The following is a 25,963-nucleotide window of genomic DNA, read 5'->3' on the forward strand; positions in this document are numbered from 1 at the left end:
CTCTTGAATTCCATTATATCGCCGCTGCGGCGCGCTGGCAATCGGGAGTGCTCTAATCCTTTACTAAATGAACAGCCGCCGCGTCATAGTCCTCGTCAAATTCAAACTTAAGACATCCTTCTTCCAATCGGACCCGGTGATCGGCTCCCTCGTATATCCTTTCCAGCCGGTACCCTGTGCCGACCGGCAGACAGATCATCCCCGCAGCCTCATCCTGCCCTTCGAACCGGTGGATCACGCCTAACGCTTCCCGCCTATCGTCCGAGTACCGGACGATTCCCTGCCAACCTTTGAGAAACCGCCAGCTCTGCTGTTTTGTCCCATGATAACAGGTATGTCCATCCCGTATGATATGACTGACTGCCCGGTAGAATTCAATTCCCCGGTCCACCAGATTCCATTGGCTGTCAGAAAGCGTATATACATCCCCTGACAGGCACATCACACCCAGGAACGTATTCGCCATGGAATAAACGATTCGTTTACGTGAATCGCCGGCCCGCAGCACCGCCCAGATCTGGCTTTGTCCCGGAGGGATCATGCGGTGTACCTGCGCGGCTATCACCGGTATCTCTTTTTCTTCATGGGCATCTGAAAAGGAAACCATATCGCACAGGCGGATCATGGAAGGCTCCATTCTGTGCCCGCCGGAGGCGCACACTTCGATCACCAGATCCGGTAACCTCCGCCGTATTTTCCTGAAAAATTCCTGCGCCGCCTCCATGTTCTGTCGCAGTCCTTCACCCAGGCTCTCTGCTCCGTCGCATCCGATTCCGATACTTTCGTTATAGTCTACTTTCAGATATCCGAACCCATATCGCTCGAGAAAACCGATCACCTTACCGCTTAAATATTCCTGCGTCCAGGGATCCCTCATGTCCCAAAAACGGCGCCCGCCCGCTGTGATCACCTTACCGTGCCGTTTCAGCAGATGATCTTCCAGCCAATAAGCTTTGGAGTCCTTCCCGCAGGTCTCCATCTCAAACCAGATTCCGGGAATAAAACCGGCATTCCTGATCTTATTTACCGTCGCCATAAGTCCGTCCGGGAATAAATCCTCACAGACCTCCCAGTCGCCCATGTTGCTCTCCCAGCCTTTTACCGAATCCGCATACCAGCCGGCGTCGATGACAAAATAGCAAAACGGCCGGCCTTCCAATACTTTTAAGATCCGGCTGATATTCTCATCGGACGGTTTTCCCCATGTGGTACAGAATTCATTGAATATAACCGGTAATTCCGTGCCGTCATCTGCTTTTTTCCACATTTTCGTCAGTCTCTGACAGGCATCATCCACATTCTCCCGGCAGACGGTAAGAAAAGCCGGAACGGTAAGGAAGCTTTCCCCCGGCCTCACTTCCCTGCGCCAGTGCCCGGAATCATAATCGGCGATTCCGCCTGACATGCACAGCGCCTCGTCCCTTCTGTACAGCTCCATCTGCCAGCTGGAGGGAACTGCCAGACAGGCCGCCCATACCACATTCGTCTGTACATCCTCCACCGCCTCAAACGGGTAATAACCGCGGACCGGAAGAGAACCGTTCTGACCGATTTTATCGCTGTACGCTCCGTGCCTCGACCAGGACGGCTCTAACAGCAGTTCACTTACCGTGCGTTTCTCCAGCCTACCCTCCCCGCTCCATTTGCTCCGGATCCGGTATGTAACAAGCCGGCCGGGGGCCTCATCCCCGGCGAACGGGGTAATCCCGCCCAGAGAAAAGCTGGACATCATCTCCAGTGTCAGCAGCTCATCCCCAAAATTTTCGAATTCTGCGGATACTGTAAAAGCAGGGTTCCCCTTTTTATAGGATAAAATATGTGAGATCCGGCATCCCTCACTGTCTTCCAGAGTTGTCGTAATCTGAATCCCTGCGCCGTCTTCTTCCACCTGCTGTCCTTTGTATTTCATCCGGCTTACCGATTCGCTGTTGCGCATGGTTAAGCCGTTTGCAAACCCGAACGGGTACGCATCCCCTTCTTTCTTCCACTGTACCAGCGGGTCCGCCCGATAACTTTTTCCATCTGCCAGCTCAGCCTTCATGGAAGCCGGATACAGTTCCATTCCCACCTGTCCCTCTTCGTCCGATACGTAGCGGATCCTCATATCGCCCAAACGGAATTCCGATACTATTTTCATCATAAGCATCAACCTTTCAGCGCGCCGGCCGTCAAGCCTTCGATAAATTGTCTCTGAGCCAGCAGGTACGCAATTACAATCGGCAGCGTGGCGAACATGACATAAGCGAACACGCTCCCCCAGTCGGAGGCGTACGGACCGATGGCCGTATAGATTCCCACGGTAATCGTCTTGATCTGTCCGATCAGCAACGGTGTGAGAAAGTCATTCCACATCGACAGTCCGATAAAGATCGCCACGGTGGTGGTACATGGTTTCACTAACGGGAAGATCACCGAAGTGAATATTTTCAGCTGTCCCGCGCCGTCGATGATGGCAGCCTCCTCCAATTCGACCGGAGTAGACTTGATAAACCCCTGGTACATGAATACGGAAAAAGAAATACTTCCCGATACGAATACCATAATCAGTCCCGGCAGGTTGCCGATCAGCCCCGCCCCTTTAAAAATAGAAACCAAAGGAACATATACAATCGCATATGGCACCATCAGACCCAGCAGAAAATAGATATACAGCCCCTGGGAAATCTTCGTCTTCATTCTAGCCAGATAATAACCCGCCAGCGCGGAGACTATAATGCAGATCAGCGCTCCGAATATGGTGATACACAGGGAGTTGAAGTACATCTCACCCAGATTGACATTTGGGTTTTTGATTACCGTTATGATATTATCGAGTATGGGCGGCAGCGGAAACGACATGGGAGTAGAAGAGATCTCCTTAGTACTTTTGAAGATGTTGATCACTGTGATGTACAAGGGCGTCGCAAAGATCACTGCCATGATCACCAGGAATATCTTCAATAAAATACTTGAAACACTTGTCTTCCTGCTCTCTATATTCATGTTCAGGACACCTCCAGTTTCTTGGACAGTTGGATCTGCAGGATCGAGACTGCCGCAATGATGATAAACAAAAATACGGCGATAGCGGACGAATATCCCAGCATGTTATTACCAAAAGCTTGGGTTACGATATTATACGTTACGGTTTCCGTAGAATATCCGGGACCTCCGTTTGTGATTACTTTTACGATATCGTACTGTTTCATCTCCGTCATGATACTCATGATCACGGAGATCGTGATTCCGGGAATAATCATTGGAATCGTAATATAGCGGAACTGCTGCCACCGGTTCCCGCCGTCCATGATACAGGCTTCATATAATTCCCGCGGAACCGTCTGTATGGATGCCAGATACAGCACCATGTGGAAGCCCAGCATTCTCCAAATCTCGATGATACAGATACTGCGGATCGCATTTTTCGCATTTCCTATATAATCTGCTGCCAGATTCCCAAGCCCTGCCATCTCCAGCAGAGAATTAAACACTCCCGTGTAGGACAGGATCGCAAGCCATATAAAGGAGATGGCCACCGTGCTGAGCACATAGGGCAGGAAAAAAATGCTCCGGAATACATTGGTCAGCCGCTTTGCCCGGTTCAGCAGCATGGCGATCAGCAATCCTAATATATTGACCGACGCGGCTACCACCATCGTAATTTTTAAGGTTACAAAGATCGCATTTCTAAGCCGTTCATCGGACAGCATATCCACGTAATTTTTAATTCCTACCATATGGTAGCCGGCGCTGATCCCGTTCCAGTCGGTAAAGCTTAACAAAAATGCTCCGGCGATGGGGATAATCATCAGCACCGTGTAGATGAGAAATGCGGGCACTGTGAATAATATGGATTTTTTCTTCATGAGATTCTCTCCTAAAATGATTTAGAGTACAAAGTCATTATTCGATTTTGTACTCTAAATCTTTCAATGATCAAATTAACTTATTACTTCTGCGCACCCAGTCTCTGCATTTCCGCATCCCAGGTTGACAATTCCGCGTCGACATCTGCGCCTGTAAAGATATTCTGAAGAGATTTCAGTGTAAAATCTTCGAATCCGGTGGGGAATGCATCATCGCCGACTAACTTCATGGCTTCGGGAACCAGTTCGTAGCCTTCCAGATTTTTGATGAATTCCGTCTGTACGGGTCCCATCTCATAGGTTACCGGTGTCTTGGTGACGGAGAAGGTACCGTCCGCCTGGAGATAATATTTATAAATATCCGGATTGCCGCCCAGTACATATTCACAGAATTTGAAAGCCGCTTCTTTATTCTTGCAGGTTTCCGCTACCCCCCAATACTGAGGCATCGTGCAGTAAGTCTTTGCTCCGGATGGAGTGGGCATCATAAAGGTGCCAAAATCATCTGCGGAGTATTCCGTGCTGTTATCAATGGTGGGGGCGCTCCAGGCGCCGTCCATGAACATTGCCGCGTTTTTGCTCATGAACTCGGAAGTGGCCTGGGTATTGCTGAAGGACATGGAACCTTTATGGTAATATTTAGTCAGGGTCTGCCAGCTCTTTAAGGTATCCGCCAGGACTTTGTCTGTCCAGGAAAGTTTTCCGTCCAGGATGTCCCGGTTAAAGTTGGGATATGCGGAATACAGTTCGGAATTCACCACACCGGTCCAGTATCCGAACGCGGTTGCCCAGATATCGGAGGCGCCAACGCCCATCAGCGGTGTATACCCTTTTTCCTGCAATTTGTCACATACAGCTATGAATTCATCCCAGGTCTTCGGAGTCTCGGTGATGCCCGCATCGGCGAACTGAGCCTTATTATAGTAGACCTGTGTACGGTAAGCTTTGTAGGCCGGAACCAGGGTCTTTTTCCCATCGAAGGATACCACGGAGCTGTCCTCATATTTCGCCAGGAGTTCTTCCGGAACTTCCGCGTAGACGCCATCCGTGCTGGCCAGATCGACCGGATCGATGTTGATGTCAGGCATATTTCCGGCGGACAGCATGGTCTTTAAGAATTGGGGCCTGGAATCCCCGGTCATCAACACTTTTTCAATCTTAATCCCCGGATTGTCGGCTTCAAACGCATCGATGATATGCTGCCACACTTCTGCCGTGTAGTTGTCCGTTTCAAATACCGCCCAGGTCAGGGTGATCTCCCCTTCAGAATCTTCCTGATCCGCTGTCTCCTGAGGCTTCGCCGTGTCCTGCTGGCCGGCCGGAGCACTGGTTTGTGCCGCCCCGGAAGTGTCCTCTTCGGCTTTTTTGTCTCCGCAGCCGGTAATCATGGCGGCTACCATAGCCACACAGAGAAGTATACTTACTAATTTTTTCTTCATTTCTTATCCTCCTTATATTTTGGGTAAATGTTTTTATAATACGAACTGCCTCTTTAATACACATACATTTTAATGCTCTTTACGCTTTAATGTTCATTGAGTCTTCGGTTTTTCCGTATAAAGATGATCAGTCCCAGTGCCGCCGCGCAGCACAGGATCCAGAATGCGGGCATCGCATGGTCGCCTGTCTGTGCCCCTTGTGCGCTGTTATCCGTATTATGGCTGTCTTGGCCGTCATTTCCATTTTCCTGCTGATTCTGTTTTGACGCGTCCTTCCAGCTAACCGCATACGTACTGAAGTTGTCTAATGTAACCTTTAAGCCGCTGTCCGTCTTTTCAAATGTGGTTATTCTTTCCACCTGGCCGTCATCTTTTATATGGAAGATGATGAAGTCTTTGGTGGAGCCTGGATTTTCAGGGTATGGAATGGTTAATACCAATGTTCCCTGGGTCTTGTGTACTTTCCTGCCTTCCTGATCATAAACGGAAATATCTGTAAATATCCTGTCTTTATCCGAAAACAGATCCCGGAATCCTTGATACTCCTGATTCTGTCCGAGAATTGTTTGTGCTTCGTTTCTCTTATTCTCAGGCAGTGCGGACTGCTGTACATAGTATTTCATTCCTTCCGAACTGATCACCACCTGTCCCGGGGCAGGAGTGGGAACCGGAGTTGGTGCCGGTGTGGGTGTAGGTGTGGGAGTCGGTGTCGGTGTGGGGGTCGGTATTGGTGTCGGGGTCGGTGTCGGGGTTGGTTCTGCCTTCTACCTTAAATTCCGCCGTCTTGTCCTGATAGGTTATCATGATTGTTTTGGTTCCTTCCGTTTCAGAATCAAAACCGGCAGCAGTATAGGCATCACTGCCCAGCAGTTTTTCACTCTCATCATCATATACCGCCATCACCTGAAGTCCCGTAAGATTCAGTTCATCTCCGACAAAATACTCGGTCTTATCCGGCATCTGGTCTATCCTGATTTCCCGGAGGATTTTTTCGGGCTGTTCAGCCTCTTTGACCTGAACGGTGAACTCTGCTGTCTGTTCCTTATATTGGATCGTAACCGTCTTAGTCCCTTCCGTATCCGAATCAAAGCCGGTCACGGAGTACGAACCGCCTGCCAAAGGTTCTTCGCTCTCGTCATCATAGACAGCCGTCACCACCAGTCCGTCAAGATTCAGCTCTTCACCGATTAAATACTCCATCTTGCCGGGATTCTGGTCGATCCGGATACTGGTAAGTACTTTTTCCGGTGTCACAGCCGCTTTTACTTCTATCTCAAATTCCGCAGAGAATTCCTGATAGCTTACTTTAATCGTCTTAGTACCCCCGGTTTCTGAGGAAAATCCCTCGATCGAGCATTCTGACAATAACACATCCTGCTCCGTGCCATTATCATATACGGCCTTCACAGCCAATCCGTTCAGATCCAGTTCTTCTGCGGGTTCATATACCGTCTTATAAGGCTCCTGCGCAATCCTGATTCCGGTCATCGCCGGTGCTTTCGCAACCTGAACGGTGAATTCCGCCGCATAACCGCGGTAGGATACTGTTATGGTCTTATCTCCCTCTGTCGCGGAGTCAAAACCAGTCACTGTATACGCCTCTTTGTCCAGTTCCTGTTTACTGTCATTGTTATATACCGCATTGACCTTGAGTCCGGAAGCGTCGAATTCTTCACCTGCATAATAAGTGTTCTTCTCCGGCTCCGCTTTGATCTCGATGCCGGTCAGCCGTTTCTCCACATCCGACGGATCGAGCACTTCCACTTTTACATTATCAAGGTACAGGGGCCGTCCGTCCGGATCATAGTAAGAGAAGTTCAACCTGCACTCCTTGCCCGTCTGATCCTCCATTTCTCTGATCAGTTCCCAGTCTTTCGGTTCCTCTGCCGATTTTTCCCAGGCTTTCAGATAAAGGCTGTTGCCCTTTACCATTATTTTGCAGGTATACCAGACAGCGTTTTTGATTTCTTTTCCAGGCAGCGGCAATTCGCCGACATCTTTCAGATCCAGGAAATACTTATTGCGTTCCGCCGGCTTGATATTCAGTCTGTAGACGGAACCTCCGGCCTCTCTTAGCACATTATACATTCCGTTATAGGAACGCGATCCTTCCGGAAACTGGAAATCAAAGGTGGTAATATTTTCTCCGTACACACTGCGCTGTAAATCGTTGTTCAGAAGGTCAAGCTCCAGATTCGGATCATTTCCTTTGAGCAGGAGTACACGGTTTCTACTATCCCCGTTTTCCTCCGCAATGTTCGCTTTCTCTGGTACGGATACTGCATAGTGCGCTGCAAACTGTTCCCTTCCGTTTCAAAAATAAGTGTTTTGTCCTGATAGTAGATTCCATCCATCAGATATACTGACAATATCTGCCGTCATGTTCTGATTAAATTTCGCCACTTCCCCTCTTGCTCTTTCAATCGTTTTGAACGGCTCGTCCTTTGTGCCTGCATTACTGTCGTTTCCATCAGGAGATACGTAGAACTCTTTTTCCGTTCCTGACGGAACTGCCTCATTTCCGGCCCGCGCGGTTGCCGGAAGAGCGCCGAGCAGCAAAATCACGCTCAAAATAATAGTCAAAAGCCTCCTCATTTCCCTTCCTCCTCTTGAATAAATATCAGTTACTATACTGAATATTATAAATGTCAGGACCTTCCGGGCAAATATTAAAAATTAGGCATTTAGCTAATAATTTAGGAATGTTCCCGCCGCTGTGCGATCCCCCGGAGGGATTTTTATTCAATAGGAGCACTTTCTATTGAACGAGAAAATGCTGATGCCAGTAGCTTGTTTCTATGCTCGAATACTGAATGGGGTCGCCGCAGTGGATGGGGCTGTAAAATAAGTTTCTAAATCAAAAAGCTCCAGAACCGGCATTTGCCAGAGCTGGAGCTTTTTGATTTAGAAACTTATTTTGTATCCACTTTCAGTTATTCAATTACATATATTTTCTCCAAAATGCCGAAACTAACAGCTTCACATCCTGAATATGGGTTCTGCTGGCATACAGCTGTTCTTTGTTGTCCAGCATGATTTCCAATCCTTTCATTCTCTGGATCCGGGAAATATTTATAATAATTCCTTTGTTTATATAAACAAATCCATCATGATGAAGCTCATCCATCACGCGGTTTAAACTACTTCTGACCGTGCTTATTCCGTCGTCGGTGACAAACACCGCATTCTTTTTCTCTTTATAAATATAAAGTATCTCCTTATAAAATACTTTCTCACGAATCCCTCCTTTATCAATGATGTAATATTCACCGCTTTGAATATTCATCCGTTTTCCGATCTCCTCGAGTGCCTGCGGCAGCTTCTCCTCCATCTGATCCTTTAATATATACCGGAAGATGTCCAGTTCATATCCATCCACTGCATAATCCGTATAATTCGTAATAAATATAACATATGAATCCCCATTTTTATTGGCCCTGATCACCTTAGCCAGATCCAGTCCGTTCATTTCACGGTCAGATAAGTCGATATCCAGCAGATAGACCTGAAACTTCTTTCCTTCCTGCAATTCATAAACTAAATTACAGCCCTTGGTAAATGTACTCAGCTTGTATTCCACAAAATGTGAGGTAAAATATTTCTCCGATATTTCTTTTAACTTATCCAAATAGCCGTTATCATCATCCACAATCGCCATATTTATCATATGTTTTGACCCCGCTATCTTTATACGTTTCTTTCTCATCCTACCGTTATGCCTAGTATACCCTACGCAAAGGCAAGTCGTCAAAGCGGGTACCCTCCGGTGTATGCGGTTTGTCAAAAAGTGGCATAATAAAACTTGACTATAAGGAAAGTGAGGGAAATTATTTGATCGATTTAACAGACTACAAAATCTATCTGCGCAGGGAAGAACGCAGTGTAAACACCATTGAAAAGTATATCCGGGATTTAAAGGCTTTCTTTTCATTTTTGGGAAACAGGGAACTTTGCAAGGAGGTGGTGGTGAACTGGAAAGGACACCTGTCAAAGACCTATGCTCCGGCCAGTGTGAACTCCATGCTGGCTTCCGTGAACAGTTTTCTCGCATGGTCGGACCTGCCTCAGATGAAAGTCAGACCCCTTAAGATCCAACGGGAATTTTACACAAAACCGGAAAAAGAGCTGACCCGGACAGAATATAACCGGCTGATCCAGGCAGCGGAGAAAAAACGCAACGAGCGGCTTGCCCTGCTTCTGCAAACCATCTGCGCCACGGGAATCCGTGTGTCGGAGTTAAAGTTTATCACAGCGGATGCCGTGCGGACAGGCCGCGCGGCCGTGGAATGCAAAGGCAAGGCCCGAACGGTGTTTCTGCCGAAAGAACTGCGCCGCATGTTAGAACGTTACCGCAGAGAACGCGGCATCTTAAGCGGGAGTATCTTTTGCACGGCCAGCGGAAAGCCGCTCGACCGCTCAAACATATGGCGGGATATGAAATCCCTCTGCGAGAGCGCAGACGTGGAGCCGGAAAAGGTATTTCCCCATAATCTTCGCCATCTGTTCGCGAGAACCTGTTATCAATTGGAAAAGGATTTGTCAAGACTTGCCGATCTGCTGGGCCACAGCAGTGTGAACACCACCCGGATCTACACCAAGGAGAGCGGGACAGAACATGAAAAATTAATAAACCGTTTAGACCTTATTGTGGCAAATAAACAAACGACAACATAACAGCAATTATGTTGTCAATCACATGAAACGCGGATTACTATAATACATAAAAATTCTATCACAACAACTAAAAAATTACAATATTCTCCATCTATCTTAATATTAAACTGAAAATCATGGAATTGATGATACGTCAAACAGACCGGCGCCAAAGGCTTTCTAACCGGCCTGTTTTGTATGCCTTTTTTATTAATAGATAACATCCGAAACAGTCTTACCTTATAAGATAAGAGTTTAGGCTGACAACATAATTGCTGTTATGTGGTAAAACAACCAGTCAGGAGGAAAAATTATGGATTTGTTGGAGTATCTGCAGTTTGGATGCAATTTAACTTATTTGTCAGACTTAACTAACCCTAACATGAACATTAACGCTTGGAAGTATGTTATAAACTCAATCGTCCCGGAGCAATTCTCCCTGAAAGACTGGAATGAAGCAGTTCACTACCTTTGCAGGGAAGACATCCAATTTCATACCGCAAGAGAAGCAAAAGATTACTTATTAAACTACAATCCCCAAAAGACAGCCGATCCTATTCGTTTTAATCATTTTCATCCTCCTCTTTGAAGATCAGATCATATAGCGTCTGATACATCCGGTCCGGCTCAATGGGTTTGGCCAGATGGGCATCCATCCCGGCCGCCCTGCTCTTTTCAATATCATCGTCAAAAGCATTGGCCGTCATGGCAATGATCGGGATCGTCAGCGCATCTTTATTACTCAAATGACGGATACTGATAGTAGCCGTCAGCCCGTCCATCAGGGGCATCCTAATATCCATCAGGATCGCGGAATAATAACCTGCCGGGGACTTGCTGAACATTTCCAACGCCCGAATCCCGTTATCGGCTGTTTCCACCGTAAAGCCCTTATTTTCCAGCAGCATCATTGCCACTTCCGTATTTAAGGCATTATCCTCTGCCAGCAGAATCCGTTTCCCGTTAAAATCATAATCTATAACGGCGGTCTGCTGCGCCTCCTCCTCTTTTTCCCCCAGTGCTTTGGAAAACGCCGATACCAGGGTGGATTTAAACATCGGCTTGCTCATCAGCAGGTTGACGCCGGCCAGCATGGCCTCATTTTCAATGGCACCCCAATCATACGCCGTCACAATGATAATCGTCACCTCCGGGCCTACCATGCTTCGGATCCGCCGGGCCGTCTCAATGCCGTCGATGTCCGGCATCTTCCAGTCAATCAGGATCATATCAAAATACCGGCCGCTGCTTAAAAGCTCTTTCACCCGTTCAATGGCTTTGTAACCGCTGTCCACCCATTCGGCCGCAACCCCCATTTCCTTTAAGGTGACTATCGCGCTCTCGCAGACCGCTACATCATCGTCCACCACCAGTGTTTTCAGGTGTGAGAAATTATACTGCGGTTTCTTCTGACGGTGTGCAAGTCCGCCCTCCACAAGCCCCAGCTTCACGTCTATGGTAAATTCCGTTCCGATCCCTTTGATGGAGCGCACCGAGATATTTCCGCCCATGAGGTCAATGATATTTTTGGAAATAGCCAGACCAAGCCCGGTGCCGCCGTAAAGCGCCGTAGTTCCGGTAATTTCCTGGGAAAAAGCCTCGTAGATATGGGGAAGGAACTCTTCACTCATACCGACTCCCGTGTCATTGATGACAAACCGAAGCGCGGCATGATTTTTCGTGCTGTTCCGGTGCTCCACCGAAAAGGTTACTTTACCCCCTTCTCCGGTAAACTTAATGGCATTGCTCAGTATATTCAGCAGAACCTGCTGCAGCTTCATACTGTCACCCATATAGCAGTCGTCCAATACCGGATCCACAATACATTCGTAATCCACGTTCTTGGAATCCGCCTGGTTGTAGCAGATTGAATTAATTTCCAACAGAAACTCCTCCATGGGGATATTCTGATTTTTCAGCAGCATTTTTCCGCTTTCAATCCTGCTCATATCCAGGATGTCGTTGATCAGGGACAAAAGAAAACGGGAAGAAATACCTATTTTCGAGATACAATCCGCCACCTGCTCATCGTTTCCTATGGATTGGGCCGCTATGGTACTCATGCCGATGATCGCGTTCATGGGTGTGCGGATCTCATGGCTCATACGCGACAGGAAATCAGACTTGGCGGCATTGGCCTGTTTCGCAGCCACCAGGGCGGACGCCAGTTCCTCTTTTTGTTTTTGTTCCTTTTCGATTACCTCCGTCACATCACTGCGGGCGATACAGATCCGGCCCATCCGTTTTTCCACGTAAAATATTTCCAGCCGTTTGATCCGGTGATTCCCCTGTTCATCCTCAACGTCAGCCAGAAATGTATATACCGGTACTTCTTCCAGCTTCTCTTTTATATATGTATAATCCAGTTTGCTTAAATACTCTTTACGGGAGGTTTCACCCATTGTGCGCTCTGCTGTCCTGCGCACTTCCTCCTGGAACTTTTCTTTCATCGCGATAGCATTTTCTCTGTTTGCTTTAAAAGAGAGAACACGATAGGTGTCCTGCCGGATATCCACCTCCGTCAGTTTGTCGTAGTCCAGCCGGGCGATCTGATGGAGAAGCTGTTCCTTCATGATCTGTTCGGTAATATCGGTGGTATAGAAAAATAATACGATATCACCGTTCTCCGGATTCACATAGGTCCGCATGCGGGTACTGCTCCAGAAGAAACCGCTGCTGTTTTTCCGCCGCAGGAATACAAACTGATAATCCGTCTTACCGGCCGCATAGTCCCGCAGAACTTTTTCCCGCTCCAGAGTACTGCGCATATCTTCCGCGATTTCCGGCTGCGCGGCTGACTCAGACAGTTTAATCACCGTCTTCCGATAAGAATCCCCTACCTTAGCCACCGCCACATCCGCAGTGGACACATAGCTTTCCAGCCGGTCTTTTGTTACATTGATCGTTCCCTGAATGGTACCCTCGTAGGAAGATAATTCCGCAAAATGAGCCAGTTCCTGCTCGTAAAGTTCCCTGTTACGATCCTGAAGCTGTTTCTGTCCGGTAATATCGATACATACGGCCAGCGTCGCGGGGCGCCCGTTTTCCGCGATAATCCTTCTTCCCAACTCATGGATCCAGATGTAGGAACCATTTTTTTTGCGCATTTTATATTCCACCGCGTACTCATCCGAATGTTCCAGCTGCTCCAAAACGGCATGCTCTACCATCTCCCGCTGCTTTGGATGGATGCAGTTGGAGATCTGGCCGCCCACATCCGCTACGAATTCCGCTTCCGTATCATACCCCAGGTAGCGCAGCATCTGACGGTTAATAAAATAGAGCGGGAATTCTCTTTCATCCGTGTATCCGCCCATCATGCCCCCGGGAACCGAATTGTCCAGCAACTCTTGTTTTTGCCGGGCCAGATTCTTCACCACCAGAGTCTGCGGATAATGTTCCTCCCCCTGCTGACTGCTTCCGGGCTCAGCAAAATGGAAGCTGCGTATTCTCCACTGGCCGTCGTCTTCCAGTACCAGAGTGAAAAAGGCCCGCAGGAACCACTGATACCACGCATTCTTCAGCCGCATCTCCATGGCAAGGTTGCAAACCGTCTCCACAATATCCTGTTGACGGATTTCTTTCAACTCACACTGAAACGGTTCTTTCTGCTCTTCCATGTCCCGTTGCAGATATGCCTCCATTTCCGCCTTATTATGAGCCGACTCATTTCCCCCGGTACCCGCAAAATCTATATCCTCGGATAAAAAAGCTGCCGCCGCCTGTAAGTCGCACTGCTCAAACCAGGCGGTGCAGAATGCTTTCACCGTTTCTATCGCTGTTTTCTTCCCGTACATCCTGTTTCTTTTCTCCACAACTGTATCTCCCTATACTGGTTTTATCTTTTTGCTAACCGTAAGCAGGTGTTTTTTTGTCTTTTTTAGTATAGCATGGATTCACAAAGTTTGTATGGTGTATCTTATGATTTTAGTTGAAAATCTTACAGCAGCAGGAATGGTATGCCCAGGCGTCTGCGCGGGCGGGAAGAGGTGTTTTGGTGGATACGGATCTATTTGATGTGCTGGATCCGCGCCGTGGCCCGGACTCCGATTTTACTCTGGCAAGACAGATTCGCGAACCGATCAGCGAACGCCCGCTGTTATAAATCTAAGGTTTGCATGACATCGTACTTACATGTCTAAGATAAACGCCTTATACCCCTTATATGCCTCGAACACATCCGCCTTGCTGGTAATCTCCCATGGCGCATGCATGCATAACACCGCCACACCGCTGTCTATAACTTCCATTCCATAATTGGCCATAATATAGGCGATGGTCCCGCCGCCCCCGGCGTCCACCTTGCCAAGCTCCGCGAACTGATAGGCTACCTGATGATCATCCATCACCTTCCGGATCAGAGCCAGATATTCTGCATTGGCGTCGTTGGATCCGCTTTTTCCGCGGCTTCCCGTGAATTTGTTGAATACCAGCCCTTTGGCGAAGAACGCGGAACTTCTTTTTTCAAACGCCTCCGCGAACATGGGATCGAAAGCAGCGCTCACATCGGAGGACAGCATCCTGGAATTCTGAAGGGCGCGGCGCACCTTCAGTTCCGACTCTCCAACCAGAAGGGCCGTCAGTTCCGCAACCACATTCTCAAAAAATTTGGAGTGCATACCGGTGGCCCCAACACTGCCGATCTCTTCCTTGTCCACCAGAATACAGCACGCCGTCTTTTTTACCTGCCGCACATCCAGCAGAGCGAACAGCGAGGTAAAGGCGCATACCCGGTCGTCCTGTCCGTAAGCCATGATCATGCTCCGGTCGATTCCGCAGTCCCTGGCCTTTCCCGCAGGGACGATCTCCAGTTCAGCCGATACAAAGTCTTCCTCGGTGATCCCATAAGTCTCCTTCAGCAGCTGAAGGACATAGGCTTTTACTCTGTCCTTTTCTTCCTTCTTCAGATTCTCATCGTCTTCCAGCGGACGGCTTGCGAACAGCAGATCTAACTTCTCTCCCTCGATCACCGCACTGGCCTTTTTTTCCATCTGCTGGGAAGCCAGATGGACCAGCAGATCCGTCACAGCGAATACGGGGTCCTCCTCCTTTTCCCCGATATGGATTTCGGTTATGGTACCGTCTGTCCGCGCCACTACCCCATGTATCGCCAGCGGAACCGTCACCCACTGATACTTTTTAATGCCTCCATAATAGTGCGTGTCCAGATAAGCCAGCTCTTCATTTTCATAGAGCGGATTCTGCTTCACATCGATACGCGGGGAATCGATGTGCGCGCCCAGAATGTTCATTCCCCGTTCCAGCGGCTCTGTTCCGATTCGGAACGCCGCCACGCTCTTTTCCATGCACACGGCGTAAACCCCGTCGCCAGCCTGCAGACGCTCCTTCTTCTCGATAATCCGATCCAGCCTGCGGAAACCCTTTTCCTCCAGCATACGGACTGCCAGCTTCACACATTCCCGTTCCGTTTTCCCTTCATCCAGGCATTCCTTGTAAGAGCGGCTGATCCGCTCTAATTCTTCCAGTTCCTCCGGCTTATATGTCTTCCATACATTTTCCCTGTCCACTGTACTGATTCTCCTTTCTTGTTTGTAATCCTCTTTCCTATAGTATTTTATTCTACCACATGTCGGAGCAGAAAAACACATCTTGTATTTCTAAATCGCTGTACTGTAAGTTGTACTAGTATAGAATCTGCCGGTTTCGGGAATCTATTCTATAATTTATAGCAGCGTTCCGTAAAATAAAGGGCCAAATCCCTAAATTTAAGAAATTTGACCCCATTTTATATACCTGTACCTTGATCTTTTTTATTACCGTCAGCTTCCCTATGGACAGGAACTATTATTTACAATCAGTCAGAAGCCGGATATAATGATTCGCCTCCCTCAACACATGATCGGCCAAAAGCGGCAGGATCACAGACCGTATCCTGCACTCTTGAATCCCCTTTGTCCCCGCACTTTTAAAATCCCGGAACTTCAGGGTTTCATTAAGCGATGCTTTCGTGTCAATCGTAATGGATAAATCCAAGGTCTTACGGCAGTCTGAAAGTAATCTGGCATAATCTTTCGCAAAGGTATCGGAGGTTTCGATTAATTCATTTTCGGAAGGATCCAGCAGTCCGCGGATAAACATCGCGTGTTCCATCATAATCTGATTCCAGAACTGTTCCGTTTGTTGCATATTCCGGTAATCTAGATCCATTCCGTTTTCCAGTTTACAAACGTAGGTGCGGTATAACTTCGCTTCACGTATAATGTGTTCGATCAGCAGAGGGTAATTCATAGTAAACATTTTACAGCTGAGCACATTTTGCAGGATGCACTCTTTCAGCGCGATCAGTCCATCCAGCAATTCAATGGCATTGCGGTTCAATTGATGTACATTAGCGCACAGCTGCGCGCTGACACAGGGATTTTCCCCGTGATGCAGACAGGCTTCGTGGGCGGTAATTTCCTGGTTTATACCGATTCCCGTGAACTGCTGCGTCTGCCATTCGGCACATGCGGTAAATTCCGTGATGACTTCACCGGAACAAAGAACGCTGCGGCTCACGACACCATCGCTTAAATGAACCGCGCAGTATAACAATTCTTCGAATTTCTGCTTAAATAGCTCAGCCTCGTCTGAAAAAGAGCTGTCCGCGGGGGTGAAGCCTGCCTTTAGAAACAAAGAGTGTTCTTTCATGATTCTCGAAAAGAACAGATGCAATTCAAGCGACAGAACTACAAATCTGCTGTCATCTGCCAAAGTCATACCTCCAATACATTATTTTATGCTAACATTCCTTAAAATAATATGCCGGCTGCTTCAAATTATGTATGATGGCATGAGGATTTATAAAGTTTTATGGAGTAACTTGGTCTTTTCATATTCCTTGTCATAAAATGTCAAATATGCTAGAATTATAGTATATATGGCGGACACGCTGCAAATCGATTGGCTTAGAATTATGAGGGAGGAATAAAAATGAGAAAGATTCTGGCAATGGCACTTACGCTCCTTATGGTATTCACTCTGGCTGCCTGCGGGGGCATCACGGTCACACCGGCCGGAAGCGGTTCCGGTACACAGGAAGAAACCGCCACCCCCGCTCCTGTTCAGACTGAATCCCCTGGTCCCGGCCAGACACAGGGTGAAACCCCGGCCCCTGTATCTGCGGAGGAAGTCCTGCCTGGCACGGAAAAACCGGCACAGGCATCCGGTTCCGATACAGACAGTACGAAAAATCCCGGCAAAACCGATACGGACAGTCAGGCTGCCGGAGCAACTACGGGACAAAAAAATGCCCTTCAGAAAGCGCACTCTTATTTAGCTTATACGGCCTTTTCCTATAACGGATTAGTCGATCAATTGGAATTTGAAGGCTTTACCCATGATGAGGCTTTATACGGTGCAGATAACTGCGATGCGGACTGGGATGCGCAGGCTGTGGAGAAAGCGAAATCTTATCTGAAGTTCTCTTCTTTTTCACATGACGGATTAATCGACCAATTGGAATATGAAGGCTTTACCCATGACCAGGCAGTACACGGCGCGGACAACTGCGGGCTGGAGGGCACAAGCCAGGCGGTTTCGAAAGCGAAATCCTATTTAGACTTTTCGGCCTTTTCTTACGACGGGTTAGTGGAACAGCTGGAATATGAAGGATTTTCTCATGAAGATGCGGTAAACGCGGTAGACAATTGCGGAGCGGACTGGAATGAGCAGGCGGCAAAAAAAGCCAAATCTTATTTAGACTTTTCTTCATTTTCCCGGAATAGTCTGATTGATCAGCTGGAATACGAAGGATTTACACACGAACAGGCAGTATACGGGGTTGAGGCGAATGGATTCTAATTCAACTAAATTAAGAAATAATAAGTATGAATATGGATGAAAAAGGGATGCCTTAAAGGCAGTGAGCCATAAAGAAGGAACAAGAAAATAACGACTTACGCCAAGTGAACGGAAAAACAGAAAACACCATGTGACGCGGTTGCGCTGCATGGTGTTTTTTTGTATGCGACGCCTTCTTGCCCTCGCCGTTTTTTCCAGCGTCCGCAGGACGCGCAGCCGACACCGCAGGTGGCGTTTCCGGGGGTTTGGGAGCTATCCACCAACGAGCGTTTCAGCGGGTTTTCCCAAAGGGGAAAATCCGCTGAAACAGCAAACATGTACATGTTTGCATTGCTCGCCAGTAGAGTATGGACCTAATTCTGGAGCTACTCAATCAGCCCCAATTCCCGCGCTTTCAGCACAGCGTCCATCGCGTTTGTTACCCCCAGCTTCTTGTAGGCGAGGGAGGTATGCGTCTTGATGGTGGGGATGGAAAGGCCGGTCATTTCGGAAATCTCGGCGTTTTTGTAGCCCTGGGCAAGGTATGTAATCATGCTCGCCTGCTGTTTGGACAGCTTCACCGGCTTGTCCTTGCCTGCCCTCACCCGGATATATCCTTTGTGGCTGACCCCAAAGCTGTGGGCGGCCAGCATGACCTCGTTCACATAGGCGCGGGTCAGCGGCCCCCTGTATCCTTTTTCGCACACCTTGGACAAGGCCCGTTTGAGGATGGGCACCACCGCCTCGCCCTCGTCGGCCACCAGCCGGATAAATCCATAGGGCTGCAAGACCTCCAGCGTTTCGGTCAGTTCGTCCTCCGCTTCTTTTTTCCGGCCCAGCGCCCAATACAGGGCCGACAGAAGTACCCCCGCCTCGCATCTGTCCAGCGGGCGGTTTCCGTTTTTGCCGAAGTCTTTGAGCAGCGTCAGATAGTGCAGGGCGTTCTCCGTTTCTCCCAGCGAAAGGTAGGCCCTGGCTGTTGTGAAGTGCTGGAAGGAGCGGAAAAATTCAATGTGGTCGGTGTCCGTCACATAGTAGCAGTCCAGCCATTCGCGGGCGGCGGTCTGATTGCCGTTTAGAAGCTTCAGCTTTGTTTGGTAGGCGGTCAGGTTGGGGAGAAAATATTGGGCGTTGGCGTTTACAAACGCGGTCAAGTTTTCCATCGCTTCCTTTGCCTCCGCCTCCCGGCCAAGCTGCCAGAGGATGCTGTGCTGGAGCACCATCACGCAGATGCGTCCGTCCGGCTGGTTGTCCGGCCCGATCAGGCCCAAGACTTCCGTGTTCTCTTGCAGCGCCGCTTCCAGACGGTTGCGCTCGTAGGTAAAGCTCACCAAAATCCCCGGACGCAGGTAGACCCACTCCGGGCCTAAAAGCGGCGCGAAGGTGTTGTCGATCTTATCCAGTATCTTCGGATTCAGGGCGATCTCCGAATAGTCCCGGTTGCTGCGGTGCATATAGGGAAGGTTGTGGGTAAAGGAGGCGATGCTGGTAGCAAGGCCCCCTTTCGTAAAGCTGATCAGCACCTTCCCGAAAATGTGATACAGCGTGACCTGCGCGGGCAGGCTCTTGCGGTAATCCACATGAAAGGCCAGCATGGCGAACTCCACAAACTCATTGCCCGCCTTGGCGATGCGGGGCAGATTCAAAATAATGGCGTCCATGTGCCGGGCGTAATCCTCAAACCGGCTGGTGAGGTAATAGTACCACGCATAGAGTACATGAAGTACCGGCGCTTCCCTTGCTGCCCGCGGGGGCAATTCTTCCGCGAAAAAGCTGTGGAGGAAAGCCGCGTAATCAGCCACGCCGTTCCCCTGCGCCCGGAACAGGAAGTTGAATAGAAAGTTGTCGGTACCCTTGTAGTCACCGCTTGTCAGCCAGAAGCGCAGGGCGCGGGAATAGTCGCCCCGCTCCATGTAATACCGGGCGGCGGTTTTGTACAGCATGGCGGCGTCTATGCCCGACTGGTCGAGCTGCTTCTGCAAAAACTCCTGGAACAGATGGTGATAGCGGTAGGTGTCGTCGTGCAGGCGGCTCAAAAAGGAGTTGGAACGGCTCAAGTCCTCCATGACGGCATGGGCGTCGCTCCTACCAGACAAATTTGCGGCAAGCTGGGTATCGAACTCGTCCGCGATGGAGGTGCGCATACAGAACTCCCGCAGCCTATCGTCCCATTTGCTCCAAGCCAATTCCACAAAGAAGTGGGCGAAGTCGTAGCCGCCGCCCTGCGCGGCCTGCCCGGACAGGGCGATGGCGTTGACGCCGATGGCCCAACCGTCCGTCGCCATATACGCCAGCTTCACCTCGTCCGGCGTCAAAAAACTTCCCACGGCGGATAAATATTGCTTGACCTCCGCTTCGGTAAAGCGCAGACACTCCCTGCGGATGACGTCCTTCTTCTCGTCCTTCAAAAGCGGCAGGAGGTCGTCGGGAATATCATTCCTGGACAGGATGAAAAAGGTAAAGCTGTGGGGCAGGCGGCGCAGCATTAGCGGCAGGGATTTGACGATCTCGCCGCTTGTAATCAAATGAAAATCGTCCAGCACAATCACATACCGCCCCTCTTCCGGGTACATCTCACTCATCAGCTCCACCGTATGCTCTACGGGCGTGGAGGAAAAGGCGGTGTCCGTTAAAACGCGGCGCATGTTCTCGTTGTCCGGCTGGAGGGAATAGAGGCCAGTGGCAAGCTGCTTGTAGAAAATGGACAGGGCGTTATCATAGCTATCCAGCCCGATCCAAACAGGCCGGCGTTTGCTCTGCATGAGCCAAAGCAGCGTCGTCACGGTCTTGCCGCTGCCGCCCTGGGCGGACACGAACACAAGGCCGTCCTCCGCCGCCTCATTGAAGCGCGACAGTAACGCCTTGCGCGGCGCGCACACCTCCGGCAGACGCGCGGGCGTGAATTTATCGCTTAAAAAATCATTTTTTGCCTTTGCCATGCTTCCAGCCTCCTTTTTTCTTTCATTATAACAAAAAAAGCCGCAAAAAAATAAAAAAAGTTTGAAAAACCTCATACTGTATGATTTTTATTGTCGGCAGCTTGTGGTACGCTTATGGTCCGGACAGGTATAAGGCGCGTGAGCGGAGCCTGAAATCTGTAACGGTCAAAATGGAAAAATCGCACAAGGGGGTACCTCCTTGTCTTACCTATGTAATAGGTAAGACAAAACAAACCTTATCAACTGTTCTACGGCATGGTCCGCCAGCCCAGAGAAAAGGAGGCGGGAACACAATGAAAGAGGTGAAAGGGATGGATGTTCAAGAACTGGCCTACGACTTTTCGGTACGGATTGCCGAGATCGTGCGGTATCTGAAAGAGGAAGGCCAGGAATTTCCCTTGAGCGGCAAGCTGCTGGACTGCGGCGTGGGCGCTGGCCTTGCCGCCAGGAAGAACAGCCGCAAACAGGCCGCGGACTGCGTGAAGCAGGCGGACTATATTCTGGAGATGGCGCAGAAATCCGGCTACCTGACTGAAAGACAGGTGAAGCCCACCCGCGGAAAGGGGGACGCGCTGCTCCGGCTGCTGCAAGGGAAAGCCGGGACGGACGATTAACCAATGGAATCCACAGAGCAAAACCGCAACAACCTTATCAACAACAACACGGCATGGGCTGCCAGCCCAAAAGAAAAGGAGGAAAACACCATGAATAAAAGGAAAAGACAAAGCAGGCTACTGTCTTTGGGGCTGTGCCTGTGTATGCTGGTTAGCACACTTCCGCTGACCGGCATGACCTACGCGGCGGAAACGCCCTGCCCCAATCATCAAAGCCACACCACGGAGTGCGGGTATGCGAAAGCTGTGGAAGGCGCGCCCTGCAAGCACATCGAAGCAGGCCAGCACAACGAGAACTGCGGCTATTCGGCGGGAATACCAGAGGTTCCCTGCAATATGGGCTGCACCGAAACTGGCGAGGGCGGCCAGATCATCCACGCGTCGGACTGCGCCTATGCCACGGCTGTGCCGGGAACGCCCTGCAAACACATCGAGGCGGGCCAGCACGACGAGAACTGCGGCTACAGTAAAGCGGTGGAAGGCGCGCCTTGCGCCCATACCTGTGAAAAATGCGACGGCAGCGCGGAGAGCACCCCGAAAACCTGCGTCTTGACCGAGGGCTGCACCCTGCCCGCGGGCCACGATGGGAAATGCGCCCTGGCAATGGCGCTGGGCGGTTCCGCATCGACGAATGTCATCGCCGGAGACGGCTATAGATTTTACCCGGATACTGGCGAGCTTTACGCGATCAACGCCGCGGGAACTACAGGCTGGCGAACGGATACACGCATTCATGCGGAGGAGACACAACGTTATAAAGTCGTCAAATCAGTGGGATTCCAAGTCAATGCGATTGCCATTGGGCCCGAAGCGTTCCGGTATTGCTCTGACCTAACGAGTGCGATACTGCCGGGCAGTGTTATGAGTATAGATGAGTTTGCGTTTGCTGAAAGCGGGCTGGCGACCATTTCCTTGCCCTATCAGCTGCAAAGTATTGGTAAATCCGCGTTTTCTTCTTCCCATTTGACAGAAATCACATTCCCAGCCAGCGTGACTTACATTGGGGAGAGCGCGTTTGATTCCTGCCAAAGCCTTGGAACCATCACCTTTTTGGGCGGCAGCCCACCGAAGATTGAAAAGAACGCTTTCAAGGATGCTGCAGATACCGGCGCCATCTATTATCCTGCCGGGGCTAGCGCAAACTACACCGAGGCATGGAAAAACAGCGCCGGGCTGTCCGGCTGGACGCTGGAGGAACAGGCCGCGCCCGCTATTACTACCTTGCGCGTGGATTTTAGCAACAATGGCAGCGGCGGTACGAGTTTTACTGACAACGAGATGAAAGACGCTATCGATACGGCGCTCGCAGCACTCGGCGCGGATAAGACAAAGATCGATACCATCCAAATCATCGGCAGCGTTACTGAGATTACACAGTGGAATTGGCGGCACCTGCGGGAGCTGTATCACATCAACAGCGACTGGAGCAACCTATATCGCCTTGATCTGTCGGGGATAACAGGCCTAAAGGCCTTGAGCAATACCACAGGCCAGACCTATGGCAACATTACAAAACTGACTGCCCTCATCTTGCCGGACAGCTTGGAAAACATTGGAGACAGTGCCTTTAACGGTTGTACCGATCTTGCGCTGACCGCGTTGCCGCACAAAGTGAACACGATCGGGAAACATGCGTTTGCTATGTGTAAAAGCCTTGCACTGACCGAACTTCCAAAAGAAGTTACCACCATTGGAGACTATGCGTTTAATGGCTGCACCAGCCTTATCGATCTAAAAATACCAAACAAAGTGAAAAATATTGGTACTTATTCATTTGGTTACTGTACCAATCTCGTACGGATTGTGCTGCCAAACGAACTGACCACCATTGGGAACTATGCGTTTACGAATTGCGCAAACCTGACGGAGCTGACCTTTACGGGCGATACCATTCCAACAACTATTAACACAAGTGCCTTTAGGAGCCTGCCTGCAGGCGGCACGATCCGCTTCCCGGCCGGAGCAACCTCTTATACGGAGGATTGGAAGGACAACACCCTCCGGCTCTCAGACTGGACGCTCGCGCCCGCCTATCGGCTGACGGTGGAAAACGGCACGGATACCACGGGCGGTGTCATTTATTCGGAGAGCGAGCAGGCGCAGATCACGGCGAATGCCGCGCCGCAGGGCAAGGTGTTTGAGAAATGGGTATCGTCTGACGGCGGAAGTTTTGCCAACGCGAACAACCCCAGCACCAGCTTCACCATGCCCGGCAATGCCGTGACGGTGACGGCCAATTTCAAGGATGCTCCGCCCGTTCACACTCACACTTACGGCGATTGGCAATACGATAAAGATAACCACTGGAAGGAATGTACTGCCGGTGACAGCATCATCGACAAGGCGGCGCATATCGCAGTCGGTTGGATTACCGACATGGAAGCCACGGAAAGCGAAGCCGGAAGCAGGCATAAGGAATGTACGGTCTGCAAATACGTGATGGAAACGGAAACCATAGCTCCAACCGGGCCAACCTATGAATACCGCACCCTGCGCGACGCGGACACCGGTATCAAGGTGAGCGGCTATTTCACCAGCGACGCGGCCCTTGTGGTAAAAGACCGGCGGCTACATGTGAAAGGCTCCTGCGAGGTCTGCGACGACATTCGCGCCCGCGAGGACAAGGGCGAGCTGATCGCACTCTTTGATATTGGCCTGTTCTCCGGCAAATACACCGGCGATCTCACCGTGGAAATCCCGGTGGACGCCAAGTACAACGGGCAGACCGTCCTTTTCCTGCACTGCAAGGACAAGGTGCTGGAGAACCGGACGCTCACCGTGGAAAACGACATAGCAAAAGGCACGTTCAGCGGCTTGTCACCCTTCGCGGTGGCAGAAGTACCCGGCAAGACAATCATCACCGGCCTGCCGGATGCCTATACCCTGCTGGTGGGCCAGAGCATAAGCTGGATGCCCGCCCCGGCTGGCGGCACTTGGAGCTATGATAAGGATTACCTGCAAATGACCCAGGACGGCGGCACCTACACCTTTAAGGCCCTCAAAGCGGGCAAGGCCACGGCGACCTATACCGTGGACGGCGTACCATATACGGTGCATATCACCATCAACACCGATACGATCCCGCAGACCGGCGATACGGCAAACCCGCTGTTCTACCTGCTGCTGATGCTGGCGGCTCTCCTGGGCTGCGGCGGCCTGCTGGCCTACAGAAAGTTCGGCTATAAAAAGCGGCATGGATAGGCGCGGGAAGAAGGAAAGGACAAGGCGCGCCTCACGCCTGAAAAGCCCGGTGTGGCTGGGCGCCTTCCTGATACTGGCGGGCCTTGCGGCATGGGCGGGATTTTCCGCTCTGCGCGCGGGTGCGGCGGAGCCAGAGTTGACGCCTGCCGTACCGTCCTCCGTCTCACAGAGCAAAGCGCCGCAGGCACAGGGACCCAGCCCACAGCCGGAGGCAACGCCTATGCGGGGCCGTCCTCGCCGGACTTCCCGGGGAACATCGTCATTGTGGGGCACAATTACCGGGATGATTCCCATTTCGGAAGGCTGGACGAATTGGAAATAGGTAGCATTGTCCGGCTCATGGATAAATACGGCGATTTCACGGACTACGAGGTGTACGATATGGAAACCGTCGCGTCCGATCAGGCGGAGGCACTGGAGAAATACGAAGGAGAATACGGTTTGACGCTGATTACCTGCACAGCAGGCGGAGAAAGCCGCCTGCTGGTGAGAGCAGTAAACCCGGAAACAGCGCGCGATAAACGAGCAAAAGCCACTACAGCTTGAAGGTTGTAGCGGCTCTGCCCGTCATGAACTACGCCCAGTACCGCAGAGCAAGAAAGCTGGTGCCGGCTCCTGCAATATCCACTTTATCCGGGAACAGGTACTTTACCGGCGGGTGCTGGAATGCGTCCAGCGCACGCTGACCTATGTGCGGGTATTCCGGGAGGATTTCACCCAGGAGATACTTGCGCAGGACGAGACCAGCCGGAAAGCGGAGCTGGAGCAGAAGCGCAGGGCCCTCTCCGGTGCGGTACCAGGCATAATGGAGCAGTTCCTTGTCACAGTTATAGAACATGGCCCGGCTGGACCTTATCGGCCACAGTCATAAAGTACATAATAAAGATAAAAGAAGGAAGCATTGAAGTCATATTTTCACTGAGTCTGACCGCCACATCCCGGTTCGTAAGCCAGAGAACCACCGCCCCGCCGAACAGCACCGCCGTCATCGCCAACCGGTAGCAGACGGGCTTGATGAGCTGGCGTTTATGACGCGCAAAGAACAGGGCGTTCAGGTAAGTATAACCCTTAAGGTATTGGAATCTCTTTTTGTTCGCTTCTGAGATAGCGATATCTCTAGCCTTTATCTCTACTTCTTTGAAAGTCGCCGTGGTTCCGGAAGACGCTTTCACCAGGTTGGAGAACAGGTAGTTGATATCAATGGACCGATGAAATTTCCGTTCATATCCGCCGTACCCGATCGTAATATCTCGCAACCGATCTGTGCGATGAAATCGTAGTGATCAGTGACGGCCGGCTGCAGCAGATCGGCCGCCAGATGCTTGGAAGCGCGGACTTTGAGAAGCAGATTATCGAGTTATTGAAAGATGAGGATGGCCATGATTAATGCGTTAAAACAAATGACACAGTTTCAAATACATTCCTTTTTTTCTGTATTATCTGCCGTGGATTCTGGTCTTTTCCCGTTTGGCGGGAGGAACGATAGGGCA

The 25,963-nt window shown here is 50.4% G+C and carries 21 protein-coding genes; 7 read left to right on the forward strand and 14 right to left on the reverse strand.

Annotated features, from left to right (window positions below):
- Nucleotides 1-52: 52 nt before the first annotated feature.
- From KTH90_RS09350 to KTH90_RS09385, 8 genes are all read right to left on the reverse strand, one after another.
- Nucleotides 53-2,140, reverse strand: coding sequence for a glycoside hydrolase family 36 protein (locus KTH90_RS09350; protein ID WP_238726686.1), 2,088 nt, complete (start codon nt 2,138-2,140; stop codon nt 53-55).
- 5 nt (nt 2,141-2,145) lie between these two features.
- A complete protein-coding gene (locus KTH90_RS09355; RefSeq protein ID WP_158351116.1) occupies nt 2,146-2,982 on the reverse strand; it encodes a carbohydrate ABC transporter permease in 837 nt (278 codons plus the stop codon).
- Between the two features lie 2 nt (nt 2,983-2,984).
- Nucleotides 2,985-3,845 (reverse strand): carbohydrate ABC transporter permease, encoded by an 861-nt coding sequence (locus tag KTH90_RS09360; RefSeq protein ID WP_158351117.1) that lies wholly within the window; start codon nt 3,843-3,845, stop codon nt 2,985-2,987.
- 83 nt (nt 3,846-3,928) lie between these two features.
- The gene (locus KTH90_RS09365; RefSeq protein ID WP_158351118.1) at nt 3,929-5,284 is read right to left on the reverse strand and encodes an ABC transporter substrate-binding protein; all 1,356 of its coding nucleotides are present in this window, start codon (nt 5,282-5,284) and stop codon (nt 3,929-3,931) included.
- 86 nt (nt 5,285-5,370) lie between these two features.
- Complete coding sequence (locus KTH90_RS09370; RefSeq protein WP_158351119.1) at nt 5,371-5,907, reverse strand: hypothetical protein; 537 nt, start codon at nt 5,905-5,907, stop codon at nt 5,371-5,373.
- Nucleotides 5,873-7,438 (reverse strand): bacterial Ig-like domain-containing protein, encoded by a 1,566-nt coding sequence (locus KTH90_RS09375; RefSeq protein ID WP_158351120.1) that lies wholly within the window; start codon nt 7,436-7,438, stop codon nt 5,873-5,875. Before KTH90_RS09375 ends, KTH90_RS09370 begins: the two co-directional genes overlap by 35 nt.
- 159 nt (nt 7,439-7,597) lie before the next feature.
- Nucleotides 7,598-7,879: a DUF1565 domain-containing protein gene (locus KTH90_RS09380; RefSeq protein ID WP_238726687.1), complete on the reverse strand. Its 282-nt coding sequence runs from the start codon at nt 7,877-7,879 to the stop codon at nt 7,598-7,600.
- Nucleotides 7,880-8,225: 346 nt separating this feature from the next.
- Nucleotides 8,226-8,951 carry a LytR/AlgR family response regulator transcription factor gene (locus KTH90_RS09385; RefSeq protein ID WP_238726688.1) on the reverse strand — a complete coding sequence of 242 codons (726 nt, stop codon included), beginning with the start codon at nt 8,949-8,951 and terminating at the stop codon, nt 8,226-8,228.
- A 164-nt stretch (nt 8,952-9,115) separates the two neighbouring features.
- On the opposite strand from KTH90_RS09385, the gene KTH90_RS09390 reads away from it, so the two are divergent.
- Together KTH90_RS09390 and KTH90_RS09395 are read left to right on the forward strand one after the other, a co-directional pair.
- Nucleotides 9,116-9,958 (forward strand): tyrosine-type recombinase/integrase, encoded by an 843-nt coding sequence (locus KTH90_RS09390; RefSeq protein WP_238726689.1) that lies wholly within the window; start codon nt 9,116-9,118, stop codon nt 9,956-9,958.
- A gap of 292 nt (nt 9,959-10,250) precedes the next feature.
- Nucleotides 10,251-10,526, forward strand: a complete 276-nt coding sequence (locus KTH90_RS09395; protein WP_158351123.1) for a hypothetical protein — start codon at nt 10,251-10,253, stop codon at nt 10,524-10,526.
- On the opposite strand, the gene KTH90_RS09400 is transcribed toward KTH90_RS09395, so the two are convergent.
- Nucleotides 10,501-13,734, reverse strand: coding sequence for a response regulator (locus KTH90_RS09400; protein WP_158351353.1), 3,234 nt, complete (start codon nt 13,732-13,734; stop codon nt 10,501-10,503). The genes KTH90_RS09395 and KTH90_RS09400 overlap by 26 nt on opposite strands.
- Nucleotides 13,735-13,868: 134 nt before the next feature.
- On the opposite strand from KTH90_RS09400, the gene KTH90_RS09405 reads away from it, so the two are divergent.
- Nucleotides 13,869-14,042 carry a hypothetical protein gene (locus tag KTH90_RS09405; protein WP_238726690.1) on the forward strand — a complete coding sequence of 58 codons (174 nt, stop codon included), beginning with the start codon at nt 13,869-13,871 and terminating at the stop codon, nt 14,040-14,042.
- 25 nt (nt 14,043-14,067) lie between these two features.
- Here KTH90_RS09405 and KTH90_RS09410 read toward each other — a convergent pair whose 3' ends face one another.
- Both KTH90_RS09410 and KTH90_RS09415 read right to left on the reverse strand, forming a co-directional pair.
- Entirely contained in the window at nt 14,068-15,465 is a 1,398-nt protein-coding gene (locus tag KTH90_RS09410) for an aminopeptidase (RefSeq protein ID WP_158351124.1), read from the reverse strand.
- A 277-nt stretch (nt 15,466-15,742) separates the two neighbouring features.
- Nucleotides 15,743-16,651, reverse strand: a complete 909-nt coding sequence (locus KTH90_RS09415; protein WP_158351125.1) for a DUF2935 domain-containing protein — start codon at nt 16,649-16,651, stop codon at nt 15,743-15,745.
- Nucleotides 16,652-16,870: 219 nt separating this feature from the next.
- Here KTH90_RS09415 and KTH90_RS09420 point away from each other — a divergent pair, with 219 nt between their 5' ends.
- Nucleotides 16,871-17,740 carry an Ltp family lipoprotein gene (locus KTH90_RS09420; protein WP_238726691.1) on the forward strand — a complete coding sequence of 290 codons (870 nt, stop codon included), beginning with the start codon at nt 16,871-16,873 and terminating at the stop codon, nt 17,738-17,740.
- Between the two features lie 365 nt (nt 17,741-18,105).
- On the opposite strand, the gene KTH90_RS09425 is transcribed toward KTH90_RS09420, so the two are convergent.
- A complete protein-coding gene (locus tag KTH90_RS09425; RefSeq protein ID WP_238726692.1) occupies nt 18,106-20,658 on the reverse strand; it encodes a LuxR C-terminal-related transcriptional regulator in 2,553 nt (850 codons plus the stop codon).
- Nucleotides 20,659-20,951: 293 nt separating this feature from the next.
- Here KTH90_RS09425 and KTH90_RS09430 point away from each other — a divergent pair, with 293 nt between their 5' ends.
- The 3 genes from KTH90_RS09430 to KTH90_RS09440 all read left to right on the forward strand — a co-directional run bounded on the left by KTH90_RS09430 (nt 20,952) and on the right by KTH90_RS09440 (nt 25,019).
- Nucleotides 20,952-21,272 (forward strand): four helix bundle protein, encoded by a 321-nt coding sequence (locus tag KTH90_RS09430; protein WP_158351128.1) that lies wholly within the window; start codon nt 20,952-20,954, stop codon nt 21,270-21,272.
- A 3-nt stretch (nt 21,273-21,275) separates the two neighbouring features.
- On the forward strand, nt 21,276-24,473 hold the full coding sequence (locus tag KTH90_RS09435; protein ID WP_158351129.1) for a leucine-rich repeat protein: 3,198 nt from the start codon (nt 21,276-21,278) through the stop codon (nt 24,471-24,473).
- A 90-nt stretch (nt 24,474-24,563) separates the two neighbouring features.
- Nucleotides 24,564-25,019 carry a sortase gene (locus KTH90_RS09440; protein WP_238726693.1) on the forward strand — a complete coding sequence of 152 codons (456 nt, stop codon included), beginning with the start codon at nt 24,564-24,566 and terminating at the stop codon, nt 25,017-25,019.
- 28 nt (nt 25,020-25,047) lie between these two features.
- Here KTH90_RS09440 and KTH90_RS09445 read toward each other — a convergent pair whose 3' ends face one another.
- Nucleotides 25,048-25,311, reverse strand: coding sequence for a hypothetical protein (locus tag KTH90_RS09445; protein WP_238726694.1), 264 nt, complete (start codon nt 25,309-25,311; stop codon nt 25,048-25,050).
- Nucleotides 25,301-25,729, reverse strand: a complete 429-nt coding sequence (locus tag KTH90_RS09450) for a hypothetical protein (RefSeq protein ID WP_158351131.1) — start codon at nt 25,727-25,729, stop codon at nt 25,301-25,303. Before KTH90_RS09450 ends, KTH90_RS09445 begins: the two co-directional genes overlap by 11 nt.
- Nucleotides 25,730-25,963 lie beyond the last annotated feature (234 nt).

It is taken from the genome of Diplocloster modestus, assembly GCF_019042245.1.
GTDB classification, from domain to species: domain Bacteria; phylum Bacillota; class Clostridia; order Lachnospirales; family Lachnospiraceae; genus Diplocloster; species Diplocloster modestus.